A 24188-nucleotide genomic window follows, 5' to 3' on the forward strand; every position below is an offset into this window, starting at 1 on the left:
GGCGCCCGTGACGGGCGCCGCAGCTCGACAACGAAGCGAGTCAGTCTAGTGTCCGTCCTCGACCACAATGCCATCGACCTCAATCCCCGCATCTCTGAAGCGGAGGTCGGCGATTACATCGCGCTCCTGAAGCCGCGGGTGATGTCGCTGGTGATCTTCACCGCGCTGGTCGGAATGGCGATGGCGCCCGGGCATTTCCACCCGGTGCTGGCCTTCACCTCGCTGCTCTGCATCGCCGTCGGCGCCGGCGCGTCCGGGGCGCTCAACATGGCGCTGGAAGGCGACATCGACGCCAAGATGTCGCGCACGGCGAACCGGCCGATTCCGCGCGGCCGCATCACCCGTCCCGAGGCGATGACCTTCGGCATGACGCTCGCCTTCTTCTCGGTGATGACGCTCGGCATCCTCGTCAACTGGATCGCGGGCGCGCTGCTCGCCTTCACCATCTTCTTCTATGTCGTGATCTACACGATCGGCCTGAAGCGCTGGACCGCGCAGAACATCGTGATCGGCGGTGCCGCCGGCGCGCTGCCGCCGGTGGTGGCCTGGGCCGCGGTCACGGGCACGGTCGACGTCGAGCCGCTGCTGCTGTTCGCCATCATCTTCTTCTGGACGCCGCCGCATTTCTGGGCGCTGGCGCTGTTCCGCTCCGACGACTACGCGCGCGCCGGCATTCCGATGCTGCCCAACGTCGCCGGTCCCGACGCGACGCGGCTTCAGATCCTGCTCTACACCATCGTGCTGATCGCGGTCGCGGCTGCGCCCTGGGCGCTCGGCTATTTCGACGCCATCTACGGCATCGTCTCGCTGATCCTCGGCGCCGGCATGCTGGCGTTCGCCATCAACGTCTATGTCCGTCGCGAGCGCAGCCAATCGCTGCGGGCGACCCGCAAGCTGTTCGCGTTCTCCATCCTTTATCTGTTTGCGCTGTTTGCGACCTTGCTGGCCGAGGTCCTGTTCCGGGCGCTTGCGCCGATGGTAGGGGGCGCATGATCGTAGGAATGGCCGACAAACCCGAGAGAGATGGAATCGTCCTCACCGAGGCGCAGAAGAAGAGCCGTCGTCAGCGCTCGATTGCGATCGCACTCGCGCTCGGCGTGCTCGTGGTGCTGTTCTTCGCCGTGACCATGGTCAAGGGGCCGGCCGTGCTCGTCCGGCCGATGTAGGAAACATGGATCAGAAGCCGATCATATCGCGGGATCAGAGCCGGACGGCCACCAAAGGCCGCAGGCCTGCCAAGGGGCTTGGCCGCGACGCGGTGGTCGCCTCGATCTGCGGCGGCGTGGTCGCGCTGATGGTCGGCGCCTCCTACGCGGCGGTGCCGTTCTACAACTGGTTCTGCCGCGCCACCGGCTTCAACGGCACGACCCAGGTCGCGACCTCGGCGCCGGCCAGCGGCCCGATCGCACGCAAGATCGCGGTGCGCTTCGATTCCAACGTTGCGCCCGGCCTGCCCTGGAAGTTCGAGCCCGAGCAGAGCGAGATCGAGGTCAATATCGGCCAGGTCGTGACCGTCTTTTACACGGTGACCAACCAGGCCGCGCGGACCACCGCAGGCCAGGCCGCCTACAATGTCGCGCCGCTGACGGTCGGATCCTATTTCCAGAAGATCAACTGCTTCTGCTTCACCGAGCAGACCATGGCGCCCGGCGAGAAGCGCGAGATGCCGGTCGTGTTCTACGTCGATCCGTCGATTGCCGACGACCACGAGAACGATGGTCTCAACACGATCACGCTGTCCTACACGTTCTATCCGGTGAAGGATCCGGTGGTGAAGCCGCTCGCGGCCAGCGAAGACGACAAACGCAAGGGAAATCTCTGATCTCCGGGCTCACGCGCCGGGATTGGAAATAAGGGGATAAGTGCCTGACAGGCACGGGATTGAGGAGCGAGACCGCAAATGGCAACGGCGCACACCAAGCATCACGACTACCACCTGGTCGATCCCTCGCCATGGCCCGTCGTCGGCTCCATCTCAGCCTTCATCATGGCGGTCGGCGCGATCACCTGGATGCACCACATGTTCTCGGCTGCGCCGATCATCTTCGGTGTCGGCACCGTCGGTGTGCTCTACACCATGGCGAGCTGGTGGGGCGACGTGATCAGGGAAGCCCAGTACAAGGGCGACCACACCCGCGTCGTGCAGCTGCATCACCGCTACGGCATGATCCTGTTCATCGCCTCGGAGGTGATGTTCTTCGTCGCCTGGTTCTGGGCCTATTTCAACGCGGCGCTCTTCCCGGCCGACGCCGTCCACGCCACTCGTGATGCGGTGTTCGGCTGTGGTCTCGGGACCGCGGCCGGCGCCTGCGCCGTGCCGGGCACGTGGCCGCCGCACGGCATCGAGACCTTCGATCCCTGGCATCTTCCGCTCCTCAACACGCTGATCCTGCTCACCTCCGGCACCACGGTGACCTGGGCCCACCATGCGCTGCTCGAGAACGATCGCCAGGGCCTGAAGTACGGCCTGATCCTCACCGTCGTGCTCGGTGCGCTCTTCACCTGCGTGCAGGCCTATGAGTACAGCCACGCGGCCTTCTCCTTCGGCGGCAACGTCTACGGCGCGACCTTCTTCATGGCGACCGGCTTCCACGGCTTCCATGTGCTGGTCGGCACCATCTTCCTGCTGGTGTGCCTGTTCCGCGCCTATGCCGGCCACTTCACGCCGACCCAGCATCTCGGCTTCGAGTTCGCCGCCTGGTACTGGCACTTCGTCGACGTGGTCTGGCTGTTCCTGTTCCTCTGCATCTATGTCTGGGGACACGGCGCCGAGACCATGGCCCACGGCGCGCACTGAGCGGGCTGACTTCGGATCGAGAAAGGGCGGCCTCGGGGCCGCCCTTTTGCTTTTTGCGCGCAGGGGTTTCGGCAGAAACTGTGATAGACCCTGTCGTCATGAACAAGGCCGACGACACGTCCGACCCGCAAGCCACCGTCCTGCAGAGCGCGCTGCGCGGGCTTGCCTGCAAATGCCCGCGCTGCGGCCAGGGCAAGCTCTATGCGGGCTTCCTGACGCTTGCGCCGTCCTGCGAGCGTTGCGGCCTCGACTATGCCTTCATCGATTCCGGTGACGGTCCGGCGATCTTCATCATCATGCTGGCCGGGGCGATCGTGGTCGGCTGCGCGCTCGTCGTCGAGGTCAAGTACCAGCCGCCGTACTGGCTGCACGCGGTGTTGTGGCTGCCGCTGATCCTCGCGACCACCCTGCTGCCGTTGCGCGCGATGAAGTCGCTGCTGATCGCACTGCAATTCCACCATAAGGCGGCGCCGGGCCGGCTGGTCGACCGCGCGAAATGAACGAGACCGCGCGCAAGCCCCGCGTGGCCGGCTTCGCGCTGTTCACGCTATTCCTGACCGCGATCTGCGTCGTGCTCGGTGTCTGGCAATTGCAGCGCCGCCTCGCCAAGCACGAGCTCATCGCCGCACTCACAGAGCGCCTCGCGGAGGCGCCGGTCGCTCTGCCGCCGCCGGCACAATGGACCGCGCTAAGTCCCGCGCGCGATGAATTCCGCCGTGTCAGCTTTACCGCGACCTACGCGCCCTTGCCTGATGCGATGGTCTATTCCCCCGGATCCGCCGTGCGCAAGGATGCGTCGGGCCCCGGCACCTGGGCATTCCTGCCGGCGCGGCTGCCGAGCGGCGAGACGGTGGTGATCGATGCGGGCTTCGTCGAAAACACCATGCAGGATCGCAGCGTCGAGGATCGCGCGGTCAAGAAGCTCGTCACGGGGCAGGAGGTCTCCTTCACCGGCTATCTGCGCTTCCCCGAGACACCTGGCTGGCTGACCCCGGCGGCGAACCGCGACAAGCGGCTGTGGTTCGTGCGCGATCACGTGGCGATCGCGAGCACGCTGGGCTGGGGCGCGGTCGCGCCGTTCTATGTCGATCTCGAGCAGCCGGCGCCCGAGAACGACATTCCGCGGCCGGGGCCGCTCGACGTGCATCTCAAGGACGATCACCTGCAATACGCCATCACCTGGTTCACGCTTGCAGGCGCCGTGCTCATCGCCTTCGCCGTGTGGGCAAGAGGGCGGCGGGGTTGAGCTCCGTAGATCCACCTAGGGAACCCGGTATCGCCCGGGGTTTACCATTCAGCGCACATTCACGAGTGTGGTCCTAAGCCGCCATCGTTTTTTCGCGGCAGACAGGATTGCAGCGTGAGCGATTTCGACCAGATGGGAATTGTCGTCGACTGGGTGGATGCCTGCAGGAAGGGCGACCTCGCGACGCTTCTCGACCTCTATGCGGACGATGCCCAGGTCGAATGCACGTGCAACGGCACGCAGCACTATCGCGGCCGGAGCGAGCTCGAAGCCTATTGGCAGCCGCGGCTCAGCGCTTTCTCGTCGGCCGGTTTCGGGCTGGAGGAAATCCATCCTGCGCCCCACGGCATCGATCTCGAATATTCCGTCGCCGGCGCGCTGCGCATCCGCGCCTCGTTTTGCTTCAGCCCGGACGGCAAGATCCGCGCCACGCTGTGCGAACCAGCGCGACAGAACGCGCAGCTTGGCTGTGCTTGCTAGAGACTCCAGATTCTTGTTTTGACGCGTTTTCTTCACGCGAACCGGTATCCACCTCGCGAAAACGCTAGCCGGTGACCGGCGCCTCGCGTGCCGGTTCGACGGGAAGGCGGCAGCGCACATAGGTCCGGTCGTCCACGCGCAGCAGTGACAGCGATCCGCTGAGCGCGCGCACGCGCTCGTGCATGCCGGTCAGACCTCGGCCGAAGATGTTGCCCTCGGGAAAGCCGCCGCCGTCGTCGGAAATCTCGATGACGACCGCCTCGCCGGCGAAGGTCGCCTGCACATGGGCATTGCTGGCGCCGGCATGACGCAACACGTTGGTCAGCGCCTCCTGAATCACGCGATAGACGGTCTGAGCCAGCGGCCCGTCGATCCCGTTGAGATCCGGATCGATCGTGTCCGTCAGGTCGACTGACGGCGCCTGCTTGCGAAAATTCCGGAGCAGCGTCTGCACGGTGGTCTCCAGACCTAATTCCTCGATGTAGAGCGGTCGCAACCGGTCGAGGATGCGGCGGTTGGTCTGCTGGAGCGCCTCGACCGATTGCAACACATCCTGCGCCGAACTGCCGGGATTTCCCGCCCGGGGCGAGGCGTCGGCCAATGCGATCGTGCCGGCGCGGATGCTGAACAGCAGCGGACCGAGTTCGTCGTGCAGTTCGCGCGCGAGATCGCGCCGCTCGTCGTCCTGGAGCGACACCAGGCGGTGCAGCAAGTCGCGATTATCCTGGCTCAATTGCGCCAGCGTTTCGGCCAGCGCATTGGCCTGTTCGCAGCTTTGCCGGATTTCCGGCGGTCCTCCGGCCGGGATCGGCGTTGCGTAGTCGCCGCGTCGCATCCGCGTGAGCCCTTCGCCGAGATCTTGCAGCGGGCGCAGGGCCGATCCCGCGAAAACATAGGCAATGGTGCCGGTGAGCACCATCAGCACGGCAACCAGGACGGTCAGCGCGAGAAAGCCGATCCACTTCTCGAACAGGTCGGCCGACAGGTCCGGCCGGAAGACGAGATCGCCGACACGCTTGTCGCCGATGGTCACCGGAGCTGCCGCCTCCATGTCCGGAATGGTGAGCAGGTCGACAAACCAGTGCGGGACGCCATGCGGCTTGCGCGGGCCGTCCCTCGCTGAGGATGCGGGACCCATCTCCGCGGCACGGAATTGGATATCGGAGGAGTTGTCCAGGGAATGGACAAAGGCGTCGAGCGTCTGCCGCGGATTGTTCGAGGTGCGCAGGGTGTTGTTGAGCGCGGCGGCAACGGTCTGGATCGAACGCCGCCCCGGCTCGTTCTCGTCCGCCAATTGGTCGGTCGCGAAGATTTGGAGCAGCACGCCGCTCATGATCAGCGCGGCGAGGAAGCTCAGGCCGAGCGGCAGAAACAGTTGGGTTCGGAACGAGAGGCGTTGCCACATTAGGTCAATTCTAACGCGCATCGGTCGGATTTGCTCTTTCCATTTGTTCCCGTCGGTTTATGAGTCGAAAAACTAGAGAGTTACAATGCAAGATACTGCCAAGCCGGCGACCCGCGTCCTGATTGTCGACGACCATCCCGTGGTACTGTCCGGTTGCCGCACCCTGTTCGCCTCCGACCATTCGATCCGGATCGACGAGGCGACCGACGCCAAATCCGGGCATCGCGCCTATGTCAGCAAGCGGCCCGACGTCACTGTGATCGACATCAGCCTGCCCGACGTCTCCGGCTTTGAACTGATGCGACGCATTCGCAAGGACGATCCCGACGCCAAGATCATCATGTTCAGCATGAACGACGATCCGGCCTTCGTGGTGCGGGCGGTGGAGCTGGGCGCGCAGGGCTACGTCTCCAAGGGCGACGATCCCCGGATCCTGCTCAAGGCTGTGCGCAAGGTGGTTGCGGGCGACAATTTCATCTCACCGCAGCTCGCGGAAGCCGTGACGTTTTCCGGCGCGGCGATCAAGGCCAATCCCGCCTCGCAGATGACGCCGCGGGAACTCGAGATTCTCCGCCTGCTGGGGCGAGGCGACAAGATCGTCGAGGTCGCCGAGGCGCTCGGTATCTCCTACAAGACCGTCGCCAACACCACCTCCCTGCTCAAGCAGAAGCTAGGTGCCAAGAACCATTCCGACCTGATCCGGATCGCGGTGGAAATCGGGATGAACTGACGCCCCGTGGGGCCGAACCGGCTGCTCCAGGATGCCGCCGGTTCGGCGGGTGGACCGGTCTCGGCGCTCAGCCGGGCAATGCATGGATAGCGCCGACACCGTCCGCCGACACAATGAGCCGCCTCCTGGTTCGTTCCTGAACCGTCTCGTCGTTCGGGAGATATTGGCAATCCGTGACGCGAAACCGCGTGCGAACGTTCGCCAGCGCCGAAACGGGTCGGGAAAAATAGGAACATTTTCTCGCACATCCCGTTTTGACCCTTGACGATCTCGTGACAGGCGATGAAAGCTTGCGCGAACAGTTTTTGCGGGTCGGTGACCCCAAGAGGCCAAACCGGTCTGCACACAACGACAGACCTTCCAAGAGAGGGCTGCGGCATTGCCGCAGCCCTTTTCATTGGCAGCGCTTTTCCTTGGATGGCTCCAGGGCGCGAAGCGGTTTCCTGATGCCGCAAAACACTTTATGGTGGCTCAAAGCCTCTGGCTGTTAACAAGTAATTTCGTAAAATCAAAGGCTTGCGGATCGAGTCCAGGCTCGGCCGGCCTTTGGAGGGCAGTTTGACTCGTTATATCTCGACCCGGGGCGAGGCCCCCGAACTCGGCTTCTGCGACGTGATGCTGACCGGGCTCGCCCGCGACGGCGGCCTGTATGTGCCGGCCATCTGGCCGCAACTCTCGACTGACGCCATCGCCGGCTTCTTCGGTCGTCCCTATTGGGAGGTCGCGGTCGAGGTGATCCGCCCCTTCGTCGCCGGCGAGATCTCGGACGCCGAGCTCGGCCGCATGGCGAACGAGGCCTACGCCACTTTCCGCCATCCAGCGGTGGTGCCGCTGCGCCAGATGGCGCCGCACCAGTTCGTGCTGGAGCTGTTCCACGGCCCGACGCTCGCCTTCAAGGACGTGGCGATGCAGCTGATCTCGCGGCTGATGGACCACGTGCTCGCCAAGCGCGGCCAGCGCACCACCATCGTGGTCGCGACCTCGGGCGACACCGGCGGTGCTGCGGTCGACGCGTTCGCAGGGCTCGAAAATGTCGATCTCATCGTGCTGTTTCCGCATGGCCGCATCTCCGAGGTGCAGCGGCGGATGATGACGACGACGGGCGCGGCCAACGTCCATGCGCTCGCCGTCGAGGGCAATTTCGACGATTGCCAGGCCATCGTGAAGGCGATGTTCAACAATCATCGCTTCCGCGATGTGACCTCGCTGTCCGGCGTCAATTCCATCAATTGGGCGCGCATCGTCGCCCAAGTGGTCTACTATTTCACCTCCGCCGTTGCGGTCGGCGCACCCGCGCGCGCGGTGGACTTCGTCGTGCCGACCGGCAATTTCGGCGACATCTTCGCCGGCTATGTCGCCAAGCGCATGGGTCTTCCGGTGCGGATCCTGGGCATCGCCGCCAACGTCAACGACATCCTGGCGCGCACGCTGAAGACCGGGATCTACGAGGTGCGCGAGGTCCACGCGACGGCGTCGCCGTCGATGGACATCCAGATCTCCTCGAATTTCGAGCGGCTGCTGTTCGAGGCTGGCGGGCGCGATGCCGCCGGCGTGCGCCGTCTGATGGAGTCGCTGAAGCAGTCCGGCCGCTTCGTGCTGCCCGATGCGACGCTGGCCGCGATCCGCGAGGGATTCGACGCAGGCCGGGCCGACGAGACCGAGACCGCGGCTGCGATCCGCGCCGCCTGGCGCGAGGCGGGCGAGCTGGTCGATCCTCACACCGCGGTCGCGCTTGCGGTCGCCGACCGCGACACGACGGACAGGACGGTTCCCAGCATCGTGCTGTCCACCGCCCATCCGGCCAAATTCCCCGATGCGGTCGAAGCGGCCTGCGGCCAGCGGCCGCAACTACCGGCCTGGCTCGATGGTCTGATGACCAAATCCGAACACATGAAGGTGATGAAGAACGACCAGGCCGAGGTCGAGCGGTTCGTGCTGTCGGTCAGCCGCGCCGCGAAACAGGGAGTTGCCGGATGAGCGTCGAGATTTCCAAGCTTGCGTCCGGCCTGACTGTCGTCACCGACAAGATGCCCCATCTCGAGACCGCGGCGCTCGGCGTCTGGGCCGGCGTCGGCGGGCGCGACGAGAAGCCCAACGAGCACGGCATCTCGCATCTCCTGGAACACATGGCGTTCAAGGGCACGACGAAGCGCTCCTCGCGCGAGATCGTCGAGGAGATCGAGGCGGTGGGCGGCGACCTCAACGCCGGCACCTCGACCGAGACCACGTCCTATTATGCGCGGGTGCTGAAGGCCGACGTGCCGCTCGCGCTCGACGTGCTCGCCGACATCCTGGCCAATCCCGCCTTCGAGCCCGACGAGCTCGAGCGCGAGAAGAACGTCATCGTGCAGGAGATCGGCGCGGCGCAGGACACGCCTGACGACGTCGTGTTCGAGCACCTCAACGAGCTCTGCTATCCCGACCAGCCGATGGGTCGCTCGCTGCTCGGCACTGCGAAGACCTTGCGTGCCTTCAGCCGCGACTCGCTGCGCGACTATCTGTCGACGCATTACCGCGGGCCGGACATGGTGGTGGCGGCAGCCGGGGCGGTCGATCACAAGCAGGTGGTCGCCGAGGTCGAGCAACGCTTTGCCAGTTTTGAGGGGACAGCGGGTCCCAAGCCGCAACCCGCACAGTTCGGCAAGGGCGGCACCAAGGTGGTGCATCGCGAACTCGAGCAGGCGCATCTGACCTTGGCGCTGGAGGGCGTGCCGCAGACCGATCTGTCGCTGTTCTCGCTCCAGGTCTTCACCAACATCCTCGGCGGCGGGATGTCGTCGCGGCTGTTCCAGGAGGTGCGCGAGAAGCGCGGCCTCTGTTACTCGATCTACTCGTTCCACGCGCCCTATACCGACACCGGCTTCTTCGGCCTCTACACCGGCACCGATCCGGCCGATGCGCCCGAGATGATGGAGGTCGTGGTCGACATCATGAATGATTCGGTCGAGACCCTGACCGAGGTCGAGATCGCGCGGGCCAAGGCGCAGATGAAGGCGGGGCTGCTGATGGCGCTGGAGAGCTGCTCCTCTCGTGCCGAGCAGCTCGCCCGCCATGTGCTGGCCTATGGCCGGCCCCAGACCGCCGAGGAGCTGGTGGCCCGGATCGACGCCGTCAGCGTCGAATCGACCCGTGATGCGGCGCGTGCGCTGCTTTCGCGCAGCCGCCCTGCGGTTGTCGCATTGGGCAGTGGCAGGGGTCTGGACACGGCGGTGTCTTTTGCGGAAGGATTGACCCGGGCACGCGCCAAGGCGCGGCTGCATTAGGAGCCGCGCACGGGTTGATCCGCCCCCGGGAAGCATCACCATGGCCCTCTTCCGCCTGCCATCCAGTGGACCCGCCGCTCTCGCGCCGCGCGGCAACGGCCTGTTGCTACGCGCGCCGCAGATGTCGGACTTCCTGCAATGGGCCCATCTGCGCGAGTCCAGCCGCGATTACCTGACGCCCTGGGAGCCGATCTGGCCGTCGGATGATCTCACCCGCTCCGGTTTCCGCCGTCGCCTGCGCCGCTATTCCGAGGACATCGCCGCGGACCGGTCCTATCCCTTTCTGATCTTCCGGGAGCTCGACGGCGCCATGGTCGGCGGCATCACGCTCGCCAATGTCCGCCGCGGCATCGTCCAGGCCGGCACCATCGGTTATTGGGTCGGGAAGCCTCACGCCCAGCGCGGCTACATGACGGCCGCGCTGCGGGTGCTGCTGCCGACGCTGTTCGGCGAGCTCAATCTGCACCGGGTCGAGGCCGCCTGCATCCCGACCAATGCGCCGTCGATCCGGGTGCTGGAGAAGTGCGGTTTCTCCCGCGAGGGGCTGGCGCGCCGCTATCTCTGCATCAACGGGATCTGGCAGGACCATTTGCTGTTCGGCCTGCTGCACGAGGATTTCCGCGGCTGAGCCGTTCGTGGATGTGACCAAAGTCTCCTGTGTGCCTGCCTTGGGTTCGCCGGTTTTGACGATATAACGGCGCAAGCCGGCCGGTGATCGGCCGGGATGTCGTCATGGAGTATGGGGCGTTGAGGGTGCAGGAGCTTCGGTCATCGCGGAATGCGTTGCGGCGGGGGGCAGCGGTCGCGCTGGCGTTGTCGGTTGCGCTCGTCTCCGTCTCGCCGGCCGCGGCGCAGTCGCTGACCGATCGATTCAAGGGCCTGTTCGGCGGCAAGTCGGACGAGCCGGCCCAACCCAAGCCGGCGCCTGCGCCAGGCCAGCCGGCGGCTGATGACGATCTTGACTGCCCGCAGGTCACGGTGCGTGCCGGAGCCTCCACCTACGCGGTCGGTGCCACCGGCAAGCCGGCCGTCGGCAATGAGATCCGCTTCCAGGCCACCATCACCAAGATGGCGCGCGAATGCGCCCGCAATGGCGGCGACGTCACGGCCCGGATCGGTATCCAGGGCCGCGTCATTGCCGGTCCCGCCGGCGCGCCTGCGAGCGTGGAGGTACCGCTGCGCGTCGCCGTGGTGCAAGGCGGCGTCGGCGAGAAGGTGATCGCTTCCAAGGCCTACCGGACCACGGTCGGAATGTCGGAGGGCGGCAGCGTCCCCTTCACCTTCGTGGCCGAAGATCTGGTCTATCCGATGCCTTCGGCCAAGGACGCCGATAGCTACATCTTCTATGTCGGCTTCGATCCGCAGGCGCTCTCGCCCGAGCCGAAGGCGCGGGCGAAGAAGAAGTAGCCACGTAAAGATAGTCGTCATGCTCCGCGAAGGCGGGGCATCAAGTACGCCACGGCTTCTCGATCCATCAGGGCTGTCTCTGGAATACTGGATCGCCCGCCTTCGCGGGCCATGACATCAGATTTGCCGATGCCGTGCCCGCCAAACAAAAAAGCCGGCGCTCATCGCGCCGGCTTTTTGATGGGTGAAGGCGAAGCCCCTCAGTTCAGCTTCTGCCGAACCTCGGTGATGCCCTTGGCGAGCAGATCGTCGGCGACCTGGCCCTTGACCGACTGCGACAGGATCGTGGAGGCGGCCTGAACGGCGGCTTCCGCGGCTGCGGCGCGAACATCGGCCACCGCCTGGGCCTCGGCGAGCGCGATCTTGCCCTCCGCGGTCTTGGTGCGGCGAGCGACGAAATCTTCCACCTTGGCCTTGGCCTCGATTGCGATGCGCTCGGCTTCGCTCTTCGCGTTGGCGATGATGTCGGCGGCCTCGCGTTCGGCCGAGGCGGTGCGCGCCTTGTAGTCGGCGAGCACCTTGGCGGCTTCCTGCTTGAGGCGCGTCGCGTCGTCGAGCTCAGCCTTGATGCGATCGGCGCGATGGTCGAGGGCAGTCATGGCCTTCTTGAAGACCCCGAGATAGCCAAACCCGACCATCAGGATCACGAAGGCGATGGCGACCCAGGTTTCAGGATCGAAGAACATATCGATTAACCCTTCAAGGACGCATCAACGGCGGCATTGACCAACGCCGCGTCCGGAACCACGCCGGTGAGCTGCTGCACGATGGAGCCTGCCGCATCGGCCGCGATGCCGCGGACGTTGCTCATGGCGGTCGCACGGGTCGAGGCGATGGTCTTCTCCGCCTCGGCGAGCTTGGCCGCCAGTTGCTCTTCCAGCGCCTTGCGCTCGGCGTCCGCCTGCGCATTCGCCTTGTCGCGGGATTCGTTGCCGATGGCCTGCGCGCGCGAGCGTGCCGAAGCAAGCTCGCTTTCATAGGCCTTCAGCGCCGCTTCGGACTGGTCCTTCAGCTTCTGCGCTTCGGCGAGGTCGCCCTCGATCTTGTTCTGACGCGCCTCGATCGCACCGCCGACGCGCGGCAGAGCGAGCTTGGACACGATCACGTAAAGCGCGACGAAGAAGATCGCGAGCGACACCAGCTGCGAAGCATAGGTGCCGCTCTCGAACGGCGGAAAACCGCCACCGTGACCGCCTTCGGCCCCGGTGTGCGCGCCCGCCGCCGGACTTTTCGCCCCGCCATGACTTTCAGCCATGGATTACTCCTGTTGCAGCCATGCGCGTCGCTTCGGTCGAAGCGGCGCGAAAAATCGTCCTCAGAGCGGAACGAACAGCAGCAGCAGCGCGATCAGCAGCGAGAAAATGCCGAGCGCTTCGGTCACGGCGAAGCCGAAGATCAGATTGCCGAACTGGCCCTGAGCGGCCGAGGGGTTGCGAACGGCTGCGGCGAGGTAGTTGCCGAAGATCACGCCGACGCCGACGCCCGCGCCGCCCATGCCGATGCATGCGATGCCCGCGCCGATAAGTTTTGCTGCTGCCGGATCCATTTTAGACTCCTTGGAAGAAAGATTGGGTTTTGGGTGGAAATTCCCCGGACCGCTCAGTGTCCCGGATGAATGGCGTCGTTGAGGTAGATGCAGGTCAGGATCGCAAACACATAGGCTTGCAGGAACGCGACCAGAATCTCGAGAGCGTACAGCGCGACCGTGAGCGCCAGCGGCAGCACGCCGCCGACCCAGCCAAGGGCGCCGAGCGAGAAGCCGAGCATGGCGACGAAGCCCGCGAACACCTTCAGCGCGATGTGGCCGGCCAGCATGTTGGCGAACAGACGGACGCTGTGGGAGACCGGCCGCAGGAAGAACGACAGGATCTCGATGAACATCACCAGCGGCAGGATGTAGCCGGGGACGCCGTGCGGCACGAAGATCGAGAAGAATTTCAGGCCGTTCTTGGCAATGCCGTAGATCAGGACCGTGAAGAAGACCAGCAGCGCGAGTGCGGCGGTGACGATCAGATGGCTCGAGATCGTGAAGGTATAGGGGATGATGCCGACCAGGTTCGAAACGCAGATGAACATGAACAGCGAGAAGATCAGCGGAAAGAACTTCATGCCTTCCGCGCCGGCCGTCGAGCGGATGGTCGAGGCCACGAATTCGTAGGAGATTTCGGCGACCGACTGGAGGCGCCCCGGAACCAGCTGCGTGCCGCTGGCGAGCATCAGGATCGAGATGATCGCGACCGCCACCAGCATGTAGAGCGACGAATTGGTGAAGGCGATCGTGTGGTTGCCGATATGGCCCAGGGTGAAGAGAGGCTCGATGTTGAACTGGTGGATCGGATCGATTTTCATCAGCGCGGCATCTCTTGGTCTGCCGGGCGATGCCGGCGGGTCTCGGTCTGCCGGTTGGCCCGGCCCGTACCGGCACGAGCCGGCACGATCATTCCTCTCCTGGTGTGGACCGCCTAAGAACCACCGCGCCTGTTTTGACCCGCGCCTGCCGTTCTCACCACATTCACCACGCCGGCGACGAAGCCCAGCAGCAGGAACACGATGAATCCGAAAGGCGACGTCGACAGCAAGCGGTCGAAACCCCAGCCAATCCCCGCTCCGACAACGACCCCGGCGACCAACTCGGAGGATAACCGGAAACCAAGCGCCATCGCCGAGGCTCTGGCCGCTCTGTCCTCACCGTCACCTGCGGGTTGCTCGGTCTTGACGTGGCGGCCGCGAAATTCGGACAACCGCTGATCAAGATTTCCGAGCCGATCGGAAAGCGCAGCTTCCTCGGGCGATCTATCGCGATCTCCATTCTCGCCGTGTCCCGTGCCCTGTGTCATGCAACGAAGACCCGAAACGCCGCGGCTGAATGGAAATTGCGCCCGCCACCCTCAAAAGCCGCGCGGACCATACTGATGGCCCATAATCAAGTCAAGCCAAGTCACGATTGTGTCCATTCCCGTTATGTATATGATTTCTTTGGAAATATCGACGCGGGCGGCAGCGCTGCACACAGCGTGACGCCGCACCGCAGCAGGTCTCCGCTTGGTCGGCGGATGCCGTCGCCATTTCGCCCGGCTGCCGGGATCAAAGGGGGCGCCGCGATCGTTCATGTCAAAGGCGCGTTTTGGGCGACGGATCGCCTCGCCGGGGTGTAGAATTGGCGAGAAGTGCCACCTTTGGAAGTGCTACCTGCGCATCGTGGCGGAGAACGCGATGAGACCAGCGAATTCATCCACAGCATCATGGCTTGCGGCGGCGTTGTTCGCCGCGGCGATGGCGGTCAGCGCCGGCGGCCTGGCCGCGCAATCCGCGCCCGACAGCGAACACGGCCGCTACAGCATGACCCCCATCCCCGAGGGCGTGCTGCGGCTCGACAGCCGCACCGGCACGGTGTCGACCTGCACCCGGAGCGGCGCCGGCTGGGCCTGCTACGCGGTGCCCGATGAACGTGCCGCGCTCGACGCCGAGATCGGCAGGCTCCAGGCAGAAGTCGAGACGCTGAAGGGACGGCTTGCGGCGGGGCCTACCGTTTCGGGTAAGATCGATGAGGCGCTGCCGAAATCCGATCCGTTCAAGAAGGTGGAGCCGCAAGCACGAGAACCAAAGGCCGCCGAGGGCGAGCGCAGGATCGAGATCCCGCTGCCGAGCGACCAGGACGTCGATCGCGTGATGTCATTCCTGGAAAAGGCATGGCGCCGGCTGATCGACATCGCCAACCGCGTGCAGAAGGACGTGTCGGGGAAGATTTGAGCGGGCCCCTCGATGTCGTCTTGGCGGAAGCCAGGACCCATACGCCGCAGCCCCTCTGTTTTTCCCAGTGTGCGTGGCCGACTTCTCGTCATCACGAGCATTTGGGGTAATGGCTCCTGGCTCGCGTGCGCAATTGCGCACTAGGCCAGGACGACATAACGGGAGTCCTCATGACATCAGGCAAATCCGTAACCCGCTCAGCACCATCGACTGTGCAGGCCACCACCGTCGCATGGTCGCTGCTCACCGTGCAGACCTCAGGCTGCGGCTTCATCGATCTCACGACCGAAGCCGCGAAGTTCATCGAGGACGTTCATGCGCGGGACGGCGCGCTGACGCTGTTTATCCGCCACACCTCTGCGTCGCTGACCATCCAGGAGAATGCCGATCCTTCCGTGCTCGTCGATCTCACGACGGTGCTGGCGCGGCTCGCGCCGGACGATGAAGATGCAGGCTGGACTCACGACACCGAAGGTCCGGACGATATGCCGGCGCACATCAAAACCATGCTGACAGGGACCTCGTTGCAGGTACCGGTCCTGGGTGGCGCGCTTGCGCTGGGCACCTGGCAGGCGATCTATCTGATCGAGCATCGCACCCGCCCGCATAGGCGCGAAATCGTGCTGCAATTCATCGGCTGCGATCAGTAGGGCCAAAACAAAACCGGCCGCGGAGACCGCGGCCGGTTGGTGTTGTCGATCGGTGCGTCGATCAGGTCGACTTGATATCGACGTCCTTGGTCTCCGGCAGGAAGAACAAGCCGATCACGACGGTAATCGACGCGAAGATGACCGGATACCAGAGGCCCGCATAGATATCGCCGGTCGAGGCCACGATGGCGAAGGCGGTCGCCGGCAGCAGGCCGCCGAACCAGCCGTTACCGATGTGGTAGGGCAGCGACATCGAGGTGTAGCGGATGCGGGTCGGGAACAGTTCGACCAGCATCGCGGCGATCGGGCCGTACACCATGGTGACGAAGAGCACCAGGACGAACAGCAGTCCGACGACTGCGGCTACCTGCGGACGGAAGATGTCGAACGGATGCGCCATCTTCACGATGCCCGCATCGCCGGCCTTCGGATAGCCGGCTCCCTGCACGGCGGCGAGGACCGCCGGATTGCCGTCCTTGGCGTTGGCGTAGGGAACTTCCTTGCCGTTGACCATCACCTTCACGCCGGAGCCTGCCGCACCCGGCGAGGTCGAGTACTTGACCGACGACTGCGACAGATAGGCACGTGCGGTGTCGCAAGGCGAGGTGAAGACGCGGGTGCCGACCGGGTTGAACAGGTCGCCGCAGCCTGCGGGATCCGCCACCACGTCGACCTTGACCGACTCGATCGCCTTTTCCAGCGCCGGGTTGGCGTTGGTGGTGATCATCTTGAAGATCGGGAAGAAGGTCAGCGCCGCGATCAGACAGCCGCCGAGGATGATCGGCTTGCGGCCGATCCTGTCGGAGAGCATGCCGAACACGATGAAGAAGCCGGTCCCGAGCAGGAGCGACCATGCGATCAGCAGGTTGGCGGTGTAGCCGTCGACCTTGAGGATCGATTGCAGGAAGAACAGCGCATAGAACTGGCCGGTGTACCAGACCACGCCCTGGCCCATCACGCCGCCAAGCAGCGCCAGCAGCACGAGCTTGCCGTTCTGCCAGTTGCCGAAGGCTTCCGTCAGCGGGGCCTTCGAGCTCTTCCCCTCGTCCTTCATCTTCTGGAAGATCGGGGATTCGTTGAGGCGAAGCCGGATCCAGACCGAGACGCCGAGCAGCAGCACGGAGACCAGGAACGGAATACGCCAACCCCATGCCGCGAACTCGGGTTCGCCGAGCGCGGAGCGCGTGAACAGGATCACCAGCAGCGACAGGAACAGGCCGAGCGTCGCCGTGGTCTGGATGAAGGAGGTGTAGTAGCCGCGCTTGCCGTTCGGAGCATGCTCCGCGACGTAGGTGGCAGCACCGCCATACTCACCGCCGAGCGCCAGGCCCTGGGCGAGACGCAGCGCGATCAGGATGATCGGGGCCGCGATGCCGATGGTCGCAGCGTTGGGCAGCAGGCCGACGATGAAGGTCGACAGACCCATGATCAGGATGGTGACGAGGAAGGTGTATTTGCGGCCGACGATGTCGCCGACACGACCGAACACGATCGCGCCGAACGGGCGCACCAGGAAGCCCGCCGCGAAGGCCAGCAGCGCGAAGATGTCGCGGGTTGCCGGCGGATAGGCCGAGAAGAACTGCGCACCGATGATGCCGGCCAGCGAACCGTAGAGATAGAAGTCGTACCACTCGAAGACGGTACCGAGCGAGGAGGCGAGAATGACGAACCGTTCGTCCTTCGTCATCCCTCCCGCGCCTGCTTGAGACACAGCCATTGTCGACATGTTGAGTCGCTCCCCGAAAAATCGTTTCCTCGCGCCCTGGATGTCCGGTCATGCCGGATCAACCCAAGCCTTGCCCCCAAGGTAACATTGGCGTGAAACCCGCCCCAATACGACTTTCGGCCTTTCGCACTGACGCGCACCTGACGTCGCGGGCGTTCCATTCGGCAACATAGTGCCGGCCTGTGGATTAACCCCGTTGCCGCAAAGGGATAATGTCCACTTGCATGCCACGGCTGGTCGGGAAACAATTGACCAAGGCCCCGCGCCGGCCTACTGGCCCGGTGCGATTGCCAGCAAGAGAACGATGAACGCTCCCTCGACCCATCTCGTCATTGCCGATGACCATCCATTGTTCCGCGCCGCGCTGCGGCAGGCGGTGGCGGGCGTCCTGAGCTCGGCCAAGATCGACGAGGCTGGATCGTTCGAGGATCTGACCAAGCTCTTGGAACAGACCTCCGACGTCGACCTGATCCTGCTCGACCTCTCGATGCCCGGGATCTCCGGCTTTTCAGGCCTGATCTATCTGCGCGCGCAATATCCGGCGATCCCGGTGGTGATCGTCTCCGCTTCCGACGACAGCGCCACGATCCGCCGCTCGCTTGATTTCGGCGCTTCCGGTTTCATTCCGAAGCGGTTCGGCGTCGAGACCTTGCGCGACGCGATCCTCAAGGTGATGGAGGGCGACGTCTGGGTTCCCGCCGACACCGATCTGTCGGCGGTCGCCGATCCCGACATGACGCGCCTGCGCGACCGGCTGGTGACGCTGACGCCGCAGCAGGTCCGGGTCCTGATGATGCTGTCGGAGGGGTTGCTCAACAAGCAGATCGCCTATGAGCTCGGCGTCTCCGAGGCCACCATCAAGGCGCATGTCTCGGCCATCCTGCAAAAGCTCGGCGTCGAAAGCCGGACCCAAGCCGTGATCGCCGCCGCAAAGATCGCCGGCGGCCAGTGGAAGCAGGGCACCCCGACGGGGTGAGCATGGAGCGAGGGCCTCTCGCAGCCTGTAGCCCGGATGGGCGAAGCGACATCCGGGACCGCGAGTGCGGCTAGCTAGCAAAAACTCCGGATATCGCTTCGCCCATCCGGGCTACGGGACCGCATCTGTGTCGCGCGTCTGTCAATCCGTCGCCGCAAAAATATTCCGCTTTACCGAAATTCGGTTTTGGCGTATGTGTCGTCCATCCCGGCTCATCCTTGAGGGGCGATCTTGTGGTCGTCATGTTCGCGAGCCGGGCTTGCGGTGGACGCGGTAGCGTTCGGGTGCGAGGAATCGGGCAGGGCGGATTGCTCTCCGTGAGCCCAAAACTTCGTTCCGACGAGCGGCGCTGCTAGGCTTCGTCTCGTCTGTAAGTTTCCGGCTCCGTCGACAGGGCTGGGAAAACTGCGGCGAAATGGCGGGCCGTGCGTACGGCAAAACCGTGTGGTCCTGGCCGTCGTTGCTACGGTCAAGCCCTGGCGAATGCGGCATCTGCGTCAACCGGCGCTGTGTCGGTGAATTTCGCGAAGGCGAGGGAGGCCAAAAGGAACTCGGCTCCCGGGAGAGCACGGCATAAGCCGTCCAACCATCGCGCAGGGAAGGCCGAGTGATTGGCTACACCTGTATGCTGCTGTGCGGTTTCCTTGCGCTACATCTTCGCGCAGCGGACCGCGGGTGCCAGCCGGCACCCGGCCTTCCCTGCGCCCTCTTGGCCAAGAGAGTGGTGTGACGAAGCAAAGCTCGGGCGAAATCAGCCGCGAGAACGCGAAGGCATGTCTGCCGCCTCGCGCTCGGTGTCATCGTCCGCGCAGGCGGACGATCCAGTATTCCAGAGCCGCCTGTGATGGAATCGAGACGCCGCGGCGTACTGGATTCCCCGCCTGCCGCCTACGCTAAAGCTTCGGCGCCTCTGGACCTCAACCCCCGGCGTAGCCGGGTCGCGGGAATGACAGCGCTGGTTGGAGAAACAGTTTGCCGCCTCACAATCGGGGCGCAGGTGCGGGAACCGCAACCTCACAGCCTCTCACAACTCCAAGCGGGTGTTTCGCGGTCCCTGCTGCTAGTCAGTGTACGACCGATCAACGAGGGAGCAGCACCATGAAACAGACCATCGATCAGCACCGGCGCCAGTTTTTCGGTGTCGCCGCGGGAACCGTCGCCGCCGGCCTTGGCGTGGTCGGCCTCGCCCGCGCCGAACCGGAAGCGCCGCGTCCCGCCGCAACGAACGCGTCGTTCGGTGCGATCAAGCAGATCGATGCCGGCGTCCTCCACGTCGGCTACGCGGAGGCGGGTCCTGCGAACGGCCCCGTCGCGATCCTGCTGCACGGCTGGCCCTACGACATTCACGCGTTCGTCGACGTCGCGCCGATCCTGGCAAAGGCCGGCTATCGCGTCATCATTCCCTATCTCCGTGGTTACGGCTCGACCCACTTCCTCTCCGCCGAGACGCCGCGCAACGGCGAACCTGCAGCAATGGCCGTCGACATCATCGCACTGATGGACAAGCTCGACATCGAGAAGGCGGTGGTCGCTGGCTTCGATTGGGGCGCACGCACCGCCGACATCATCGCCGCGCTTTGGCCAGAGCGCTGCCGCGCGCTGGTGTCGGTCAGCGGCTATCTGATCTCCAGCCAGGCCGCGGGCAACGCGCCGCTGCCGCCGTCGGCCGAGCTGCTGTGGTGGTACCAGTTCTATTTCGCGACCGAGCGCGGCCGCGCCGGATACGAGAAGTACACGCATGATTTCGCAAAACTGATCTGGAAGCTGGCCTCGCCGCAGTGGAAGTTCGACGACGCCACTTTCGACCGCAGCGCGGCGGCGCTGGATAACAAGGATCACGTCGCGATCACGATTCACAATTATCGCTGGCGGCTCGGGCTCGTCCAGGGCGAAGCCAAATACGAGGAGCTCGAAAAGAAACTTGCGGCGGCTCCGGTGATCGGCGTCCCAACCATTACGATGGAAGGCGACGCCAATGGCGCGCCGCATCCCGATCCAAGCGCCTATGCCAAGAAGTTCTCGGGCCGGTACGACTACCGCCTGATCACCGGCGGCGTCGGCCACAATCTGCCGCAGGAAGCACCGCAAGCTTTTGCCAAGGCCGTGATCGACGCCGACGGCGGTGCCTGACCCGCTATTCCGCCGCCACCATCTGCTGCGTGCGCCACTGGCCGAGCAGGGCGCGGAGCGAAGCCGGCTTGACCGGCTTGTTGAGCACCGCGACCTTTTCGTCGCGGGCCGCCATTTGCACGGCGGGGCTGCGGTCGGCGGTGATCAGGATCGCGGGGATGCCGTCACCGAAGCGGCGGCGGATGTCGCGGATCGCCGCGATGCCGTTGCCGCGGTCGAGGTGATAATCGACCAGCAGGCCGGTCACGCGACGGCCGGCAGTTTCGATCGCGGCGATCGCGCCCTCGGGATCGGCGACCGCGATCACTTCGGCGTCCCACGCCTTCAGCAGCGTGCGCATGCCGTCGAGGATCGCGGCGTCGTTCTCGATGCAGACGATCAGGGTCCCCGAGATCGAGGTGCGTGCGAGCGGCGTTGCGCTGGTCACTGCCGCGGTGTGGGTGATCGCCTTCGCCGTCGGCACCGTCACCGAAAAAACCGAGCCGCCGCCGACATTGGAATCGATGGCGATGTCGTGCTTGAGCACGCGCGCCAGCCGCTCGACGATCGACAGGCCAAGGCCGAGGCCGCGGGCGATCCGCGCGCCCTGCTCGAGGCGGTGGAATTCCTTGAAGATCTCGCTGCGCTTGACCGTGGGAATGCCGACACCGGTGTCGTAGACGCAGATCTTCAGCGAGGCGCCGCGGCGGCGGCAGCCGACCAGCACGCGCCCGCGCGGGGTATATTTGATCGCGTTGGAGATCAGGTTCTGGAGCAACCGTCGCAGCAGGAGACGGTCCGACTCGACGGGCAGCGAGCACGGCACGAAGACGAGCGCCAGATTCTTGGCGCGTGCGATCGGCGCGAACTCGATCTCCAGCGAGCGCATCAGATCGGCCATCTTGAAGCTCGAGATCGAGGTCGTCATCGCGCCGGCGTCGAGCCTGGAGATGTCGAGCAGCGCGCCGAGGATCTCCTCGATCGCCTGGAGCGATTCGTCGATGTTCTCGACCAGCCGCGTCTCCTCGCCGCTGTGCTGGCGCTCGACCAGGCTCGTGACATAGAGCCGCGCCGCGTTCAGCGGCTGGAGAATGTCGTGGCTGGCGGCGGCGAGAAAGCGCGTCTTGGAGATGCTGGCGTCTTCGGCCGCGCTCTTGGCCAGCGCCAGCTCGGAATTCAGCCGGGTCAGCTCCTCGGTGCGGTCGCGCACCCGCTTCTCCAGCGTCGCATTGGCGCGCTCCAGTGCTTCGGCCGCCTCGAAACTGGGCGTGACGTCGGTGAAGGTGATGACGAAGCCGCCGCCGGGCATGCGGTTGGTCAAGATCTCGATCACCATGTGGCGGTCGGGCAGGCGCTCGAGATAAGGCTCGCCGTCGGTGGTGTAAGCCACCAGCCGGCGCTCCAGCATGGCCTCGCGCTCGATTGGATCGGCCGGCTCGCTCACGCCCATGAATTCCAGGATTTCACGGAGCGGCGTGCCGAACTGGATGAAATGCGGGGGAACGTTGAGGAGATCGCCGAACTGCCGGTTGGAGCAGATCAGTTGCAGATCGGCATCGAACACCGCGATGCCCTGGCGCACATGGTTGAGCGCGGTCTGGAGGATCTCGCGGTTGAAATGAAGCGCCGCATGGGAATCGTCGAGCAGCTTGAGCGCAGCCTTCGCCGACACCGTCCGTTTGCGCAGCAGCAGCGACATCACCAGACGCGAGGAGGCCGCACCGATCGAGGAGGCGATCAGGTGCTCGGCATGCTGCAGCAGCTCGAAATCGGCGGGCGCCCCGGACTCCAGCCGCACATTGCGCCGCGCGGAGAATGCCTCGAACGAATGCCGCGCGCGGTCAGGCCCGAGATATTGCGCCACCGTGGTCTGGATGTCCTGCACCGTGACGGTGGTGCGCCAGCGGCGGAAATTCGGCGAGATCGGCGCCAGCGTGTTGGGGACGAACAGATCGGCTTGCACCAGCTCGATCGACGACGGCCGCCGCGCCAGCGACAGCAGCACATAGGTGAGGATGTTGAGCGACAGCGACCAGACCACGCCGTGCATCAGAGGCGACAAATCGGCGCCGAACAGCGCCTGCGGCCGCAGTGCCTCGATCCCGAACGGGCCGTGCTGGAGCAGGAGGATGCCCGCCGTCGAAGTATCCATGAAGCTCGGGATGAACAGCGTGTAGAGCCACACTGCGAACCCGACCAGCATGCCGCCGATCGCCCCGCGCGCGGTCGCGCGTCGCCACAGCAGTCCGCCGAAGAAGCTCGGTGCAAGCTGGGCGATGGCGGCAAAAGAAAGCAGGCCGATCGCCGCGAGCTGGGTGTTGCCGAGCGCGCGGTAGTAGAAATAGGCCATCACCATGATGGCGAAGATCGCGAGCCGGCGCGAGCGCAGCAGGAAGTCGCTGAAATCGGCGCCGCCGGTGCGCCCCTCGGGCCGTCGTTGCAGCACCAGGGGCACCACGAGATCGTTCGAGACCATGATGGAGAGCGCGACGCATTCGACGATCACCATCGCGGTCGCCGCCGACAGCCCGCCGACGAAGACGGCGACGCTGAGCAGATCCGCGCCGCCCTCCATCGGCAGCGCCAGCACGTACATATCAGGATCGGCGGCGCCGAACGGGAAGCTGACGAGGCCGGCGAACGCGATCGGGATCACGAACAGATTGATGGCGACGAGATAGAGCGGGAACAGCCAGCGCGCGCGGCCGACCTCGGCGTCCGAGGAATTCTCCACCACGCTGACGTGGAACTGGCGCGGCAGCAGCATGATCGCGCACAGCGACAGCAGAGTCATGGTCAGGAAGTTGCCGATCGACGGCGAATAGTTGATGACGCGCACCGCCTCGGGCGTCTTCATCGCGCGCTCGATCAGTTCGTGCGGCGAGAACATCCAGAACGTGACGAAGATGCCCGCGGCGAGGAAGGCGACCAGCTTGATGATGGATTCGGTCGCGACCGCCAGCATCAGGCCGTGCTGGTGCTCGGTGGCGTCCGTCTGCCGTGTGCCGAACAGCACAGCGAAGGCCGCCATCGCCAGTGTCACCATCAGCGCCACGTCGCCGACGATCGGGATGTGGGAGAAGGCCTGGTCTTCGCTCAGGATGGTTTCGAGCGAGGAGGCGACCGCCTTGAGCTGGAGCGCGATGTAGGGCACCGAGCCGATGATGGCGATCAGCGCGACGGTTGCCGCCACCGCCTGGCTCTTGCCGTAGCGCGCGCCGATGAAGTCGGCGATCGAGGTGATGTTGTGGGCCTTGGCGAGCTGGATCACGCGGCGGAGCACGCCGGCCCCTAACCCGATCATCAGGATCGGGCCGACATAGATCGCGAGGAAGTCGGTCGAGGTGCGGGTGGCGAAGCCGACCGAGCCGAAGAAGGTCCAGGAGGTGCAGTAGATCGCCAGCGATAGCGGATAGATCAGCCCCGAGGCGCGGCCGCGCCCGGCCCGCGAGCGGCGGTCGCCATGGCTCGCCACCAGGAACAGAAAGCCGATATAGCCGAAGGCGGCGGCGATCACGCCCCAATCGTGCAGCATGGCGAGCGTGCTTCTCCCAGGGCGCGCGCACTGGCCGCGCCCGATCTCATTTTCCCTGTAAATCTAGCGCGTCGGACGGCCGCAGGCGACAGCGAAATGCCGTGCGGGTGCGGG

General features: G+C 65.0%; 24 protein-coding genes. 16 read left to right on the plus strand and 8 right to left on the minus strand.

Annotation, left to right across the window (positions count from 1 at the left end; genetic code table 11):
• Positions 1 to 48 precede the first annotated feature (48 nt).
• The 7 genes from BRA1417_RS0107290 (at position 49) to BRA1417_RS0107320 (ending at position 4523) form a co-directional block, all read left to right on the plus strand.
• On the plus strand, positions 49 to 993 hold the full coding sequence (locus tag BRA1417_RS0107290) for a heme o synthase (protein WP_027515273.1): 945 nt from the start codon (positions 49 to 51) through the stop codon (positions 991 to 993).
• Positions 990 to 1166 carry a hypothetical protein gene (locus tag BRA1417_RS0107295; protein WP_027515274.1) on the plus strand — a complete coding sequence of 59 codons (177 nt, stop codon included), beginning with the start codon at positions 990 to 992 and terminating at the stop codon, positions 1164 to 1166. Before BRA1417_RS0107290 ends, BRA1417_RS0107295 begins: the two co-directional genes overlap by 4 nt.
• Positions 1167 to 1171: 5 nt before the next feature.
• Positions 1172 to 1822, plus strand: a complete 651-nt coding sequence (locus tag BRA1417_RS0107300) for a cytochrome c oxidase assembly protein (protein WP_027515275.1) — start codon at positions 1172 to 1174, stop codon at positions 1820 to 1822.
• 78 nt (positions 1823 to 1900) lie between these two features.
• Complete coding sequence (locus BRA1417_RS0107305) at positions 1901 to 2797, plus strand: cytochrome c oxidase subunit 3 (RefSeq protein ID WP_007599437.1); 897 nt, start codon at positions 1901 to 1903, stop codon at positions 2795 to 2797.
• 98 nt (positions 2798 to 2895) lie between these two features.
• Positions 2896 to 3297 (plus strand): DUF983 domain-containing protein, encoded by a 402-nt coding sequence (locus BRA1417_RS0107310; protein ID WP_027515276.1) that lies wholly within the window; start codon positions 2896 to 2898, stop codon positions 3295 to 3297.
• Positions 3294 to 4043: an SURF1 family protein gene (locus BRA1417_RS0107315; protein ID WP_027515277.1), complete on the plus strand. Its 750-nt coding sequence runs from the start codon at positions 3294 to 3296 to the stop codon at positions 4041 to 4043. The genes BRA1417_RS0107310 and BRA1417_RS0107315 overlap by 4 nt, the downstream gene beginning before the upstream one ends.
• Before the next feature lie 114 nt (positions 4044 to 4157).
• Positions 4158 to 4523, plus strand: coding sequence for a nuclear transport factor 2 family protein (locus tag BRA1417_RS0107320; RefSeq protein WP_027515278.1), 366 nt, complete (start codon positions 4158 to 4160; stop codon positions 4521 to 4523).
• Between the two features lie 64 nt (positions 4524 to 4587).
• On the opposite strand, the gene BRA1417_RS0107325 is transcribed toward BRA1417_RS0107320, so the two are convergent.
• Positions 4588 to 5928 (minus strand): histidine kinase, encoded by a 1341-nt coding sequence (locus BRA1417_RS0107325; protein ID WP_027515279.1) that lies wholly within the window; start codon positions 5926 to 5928, stop codon positions 4588 to 4590.
• A gap of 85 nt (positions 5929 to 6013) precedes the next feature.
• Here BRA1417_RS0107325 and BRA1417_RS0107330 point away from each other — a divergent pair, with 85 nt between their 5' ends.
• The 5 genes from BRA1417_RS0107330 to BRA1417_RS44655 all read left to right on the plus strand — a co-directional run bounded on the left by BRA1417_RS0107330 (position 6014) and on the right by BRA1417_RS44655 (position 11328).
• The gene (locus tag BRA1417_RS0107330; protein ID WP_008541266.1) at positions 6014 to 6658 is read left to right on the plus strand and encodes a response regulator transcription factor; all 645 of its coding nucleotides are present in this window, start codon (positions 6014 to 6016) and stop codon (positions 6656 to 6658) included.
• A gap of 558 nt (positions 6659 to 7216) precedes the next feature.
• On the plus strand, positions 7217 to 8635 hold the full coding sequence (gene thrC / locus BRA1417_RS0107335; RefSeq protein ID WP_027515280.1) for a threonine synthase: 1419 nt from the start codon (positions 7217 to 7219) through the stop codon (positions 8633 to 8635).
• Positions 8632 to 9921 (plus strand): pitrilysin family protein, encoded by a 1290-nt coding sequence (locus BRA1417_RS0107340; RefSeq protein WP_007599446.1) that lies wholly within the window; start codon positions 8632 to 8634, stop codon positions 9919 to 9921. Before thrC ends, BRA1417_RS0107340 begins: the two co-directional genes overlap by 4 nt.
• A 40-nt stretch (positions 9922 to 9961) precedes the next feature.
• Entirely contained in the window at positions 9962 to 10549 is a 588-nt protein-coding gene (locus BRA1417_RS0107345) for a GNAT family N-acetyltransferase (protein WP_007605081.1), read from the plus strand.
• A 104-nt stretch (positions 10550 to 10653) separates the two neighbouring features.
• Entirely contained in the window at positions 10654 to 11328 is a 675-nt protein-coding gene (locus tag BRA1417_RS44655; protein ID WP_035969155.1) for a hypothetical protein, read from the plus strand.
• A 200-nt stretch (positions 11329 to 11528) separates the two neighbouring features.
• Here BRA1417_RS44655 and BRA1417_RS0107355 read toward each other — a convergent pair whose 3' ends face one another.
• The 5 genes from BRA1417_RS0107355 to BRA1417_RS0107375 all read right to left on the minus strand — a co-directional run bounded on the left by BRA1417_RS0107355 (position 11529) and on the right by BRA1417_RS0107375 (position 14165).
• Complete coding sequence (locus tag BRA1417_RS0107355) at positions 11529 to 12014, minus strand: ATP F0F1 synthase subunit B (RefSeq protein ID WP_027515282.1); 486 nt, start codon at positions 12012 to 12014, stop codon at positions 11529 to 11531.
• 5 nt (positions 12015 to 12019) lie between these two features.
• Positions 12020 to 12583: an ATP synthase subunit B gene (locus BRA1417_RS0107360; protein WP_027515283.1), complete on the minus strand. Its 564-nt coding sequence runs from the start codon at positions 12581 to 12583 to the stop codon at positions 12020 to 12022.
• Between the two features lie 60 nt (positions 12584 to 12643).
• Complete coding sequence (locus BRA1417_RS0107365; protein WP_007599451.1) at positions 12644 to 12874, minus strand: F0F1 ATP synthase subunit C; 231 nt, start codon at positions 12872 to 12874, stop codon at positions 12644 to 12646.
• Between the two features lie 53 nt (positions 12875 to 12927).
• A complete protein-coding gene (locus tag BRA1417_RS0107370; RefSeq protein WP_018459993.1) occupies positions 12928 to 13677 on the minus strand; it encodes a F0F1 ATP synthase subunit A in 750 nt (249 codons plus the stop codon).
• A 113-nt stretch (positions 13678 to 13790) separates the two neighbouring features.
• Positions 13791 to 14165: an AtpZ/AtpI family protein gene (locus BRA1417_RS0107375; protein WP_007599457.1), complete on the minus strand. Its 375-nt coding sequence runs from the start codon at positions 14163 to 14165 to the stop codon at positions 13791 to 13793.
• Between the two features lie 376 nt (positions 14166 to 14541).
• Here BRA1417_RS0107375 and BRA1417_RS0107380 point away from each other — a divergent pair, with 376 nt between their 5' ends.
• Together BRA1417_RS0107380 and BRA1417_RS0107385 are read left to right on the plus strand one after the other, a co-directional pair.
• Positions 14542 to 15078, plus strand: coding sequence for a hypothetical protein (locus BRA1417_RS0107380; RefSeq protein ID WP_027515284.1), 537 nt, complete (start codon positions 14542 to 14544; stop codon positions 15076 to 15078).
• A 170-nt stretch (positions 15079 to 15248) separates the two neighbouring features.
• Positions 15249 to 15728 (plus strand): secondary thiamine-phosphate synthase enzyme YjbQ, encoded by a 480-nt coding sequence (locus BRA1417_RS0107385; RefSeq protein ID WP_027515285.1) that lies wholly within the window; start codon positions 15249 to 15251, stop codon positions 15726 to 15728.
• Positions 15729 to 15789: 61 nt separating this feature from the next.
• Here the strand turns inward: BRA1417_RS0107385 and BRA1417_RS0107390 are convergent, their stop codons facing one another.
• Positions 15790 to 17415: an MFS transporter gene (locus tag BRA1417_RS0107390; RefSeq protein WP_198034791.1), complete on the minus strand. Its 1626-nt coding sequence runs from the start codon at positions 17413 to 17415 to the stop codon at positions 15790 to 15792.
• A gap of 343 nt (positions 17416 to 17758) precedes the next feature.
• Here BRA1417_RS0107390 and BRA1417_RS0107395 point away from each other — a divergent pair, with 343 nt between their 5' ends.
• Together BRA1417_RS0107395 and BRA1417_RS0107400 are read left to right on the plus strand one after the other, a co-directional pair.
• Complete coding sequence (locus BRA1417_RS0107395) at positions 17759 to 18430, plus strand: response regulator transcription factor (RefSeq protein WP_027515287.1); 672 nt, start codon at positions 17759 to 17761, stop codon at positions 18428 to 18430.
• A 1098-nt stretch (positions 18431 to 19528) separates the two neighbouring features.
• A complete protein-coding gene (locus BRA1417_RS0107400) occupies positions 19529 to 20560 on the plus strand; it encodes an alpha/beta fold hydrolase (RefSeq protein WP_027515288.1) in 1032 nt (343 codons plus the stop codon).
• A gap of 4 nt (positions 20561 to 20564) precedes the next feature.
• Here BRA1417_RS0107400 and BRA1417_RS0107405 read toward each other — a convergent pair whose 3' ends face one another.
• A complete protein-coding gene (locus BRA1417_RS0107405; protein ID WP_027515289.1) occupies positions 20565 to 24074 on the minus strand; it encodes a PAS domain-containing hybrid sensor histidine kinase/response regulator in 3510 nt (1169 codons plus the stop codon).
• Positions 24075 to 24188 lie beyond the last annotated feature (114 nt).

Source organism: Bradyrhizobium sp. WSM1417 (assembly GCF_000515415.1).
In the GTDB taxonomy this organism is placed as follows: Bacteria; Pseudomonadota; Alphaproteobacteria; order Rhizobiales; family Xanthobacteraceae; genus Bradyrhizobium.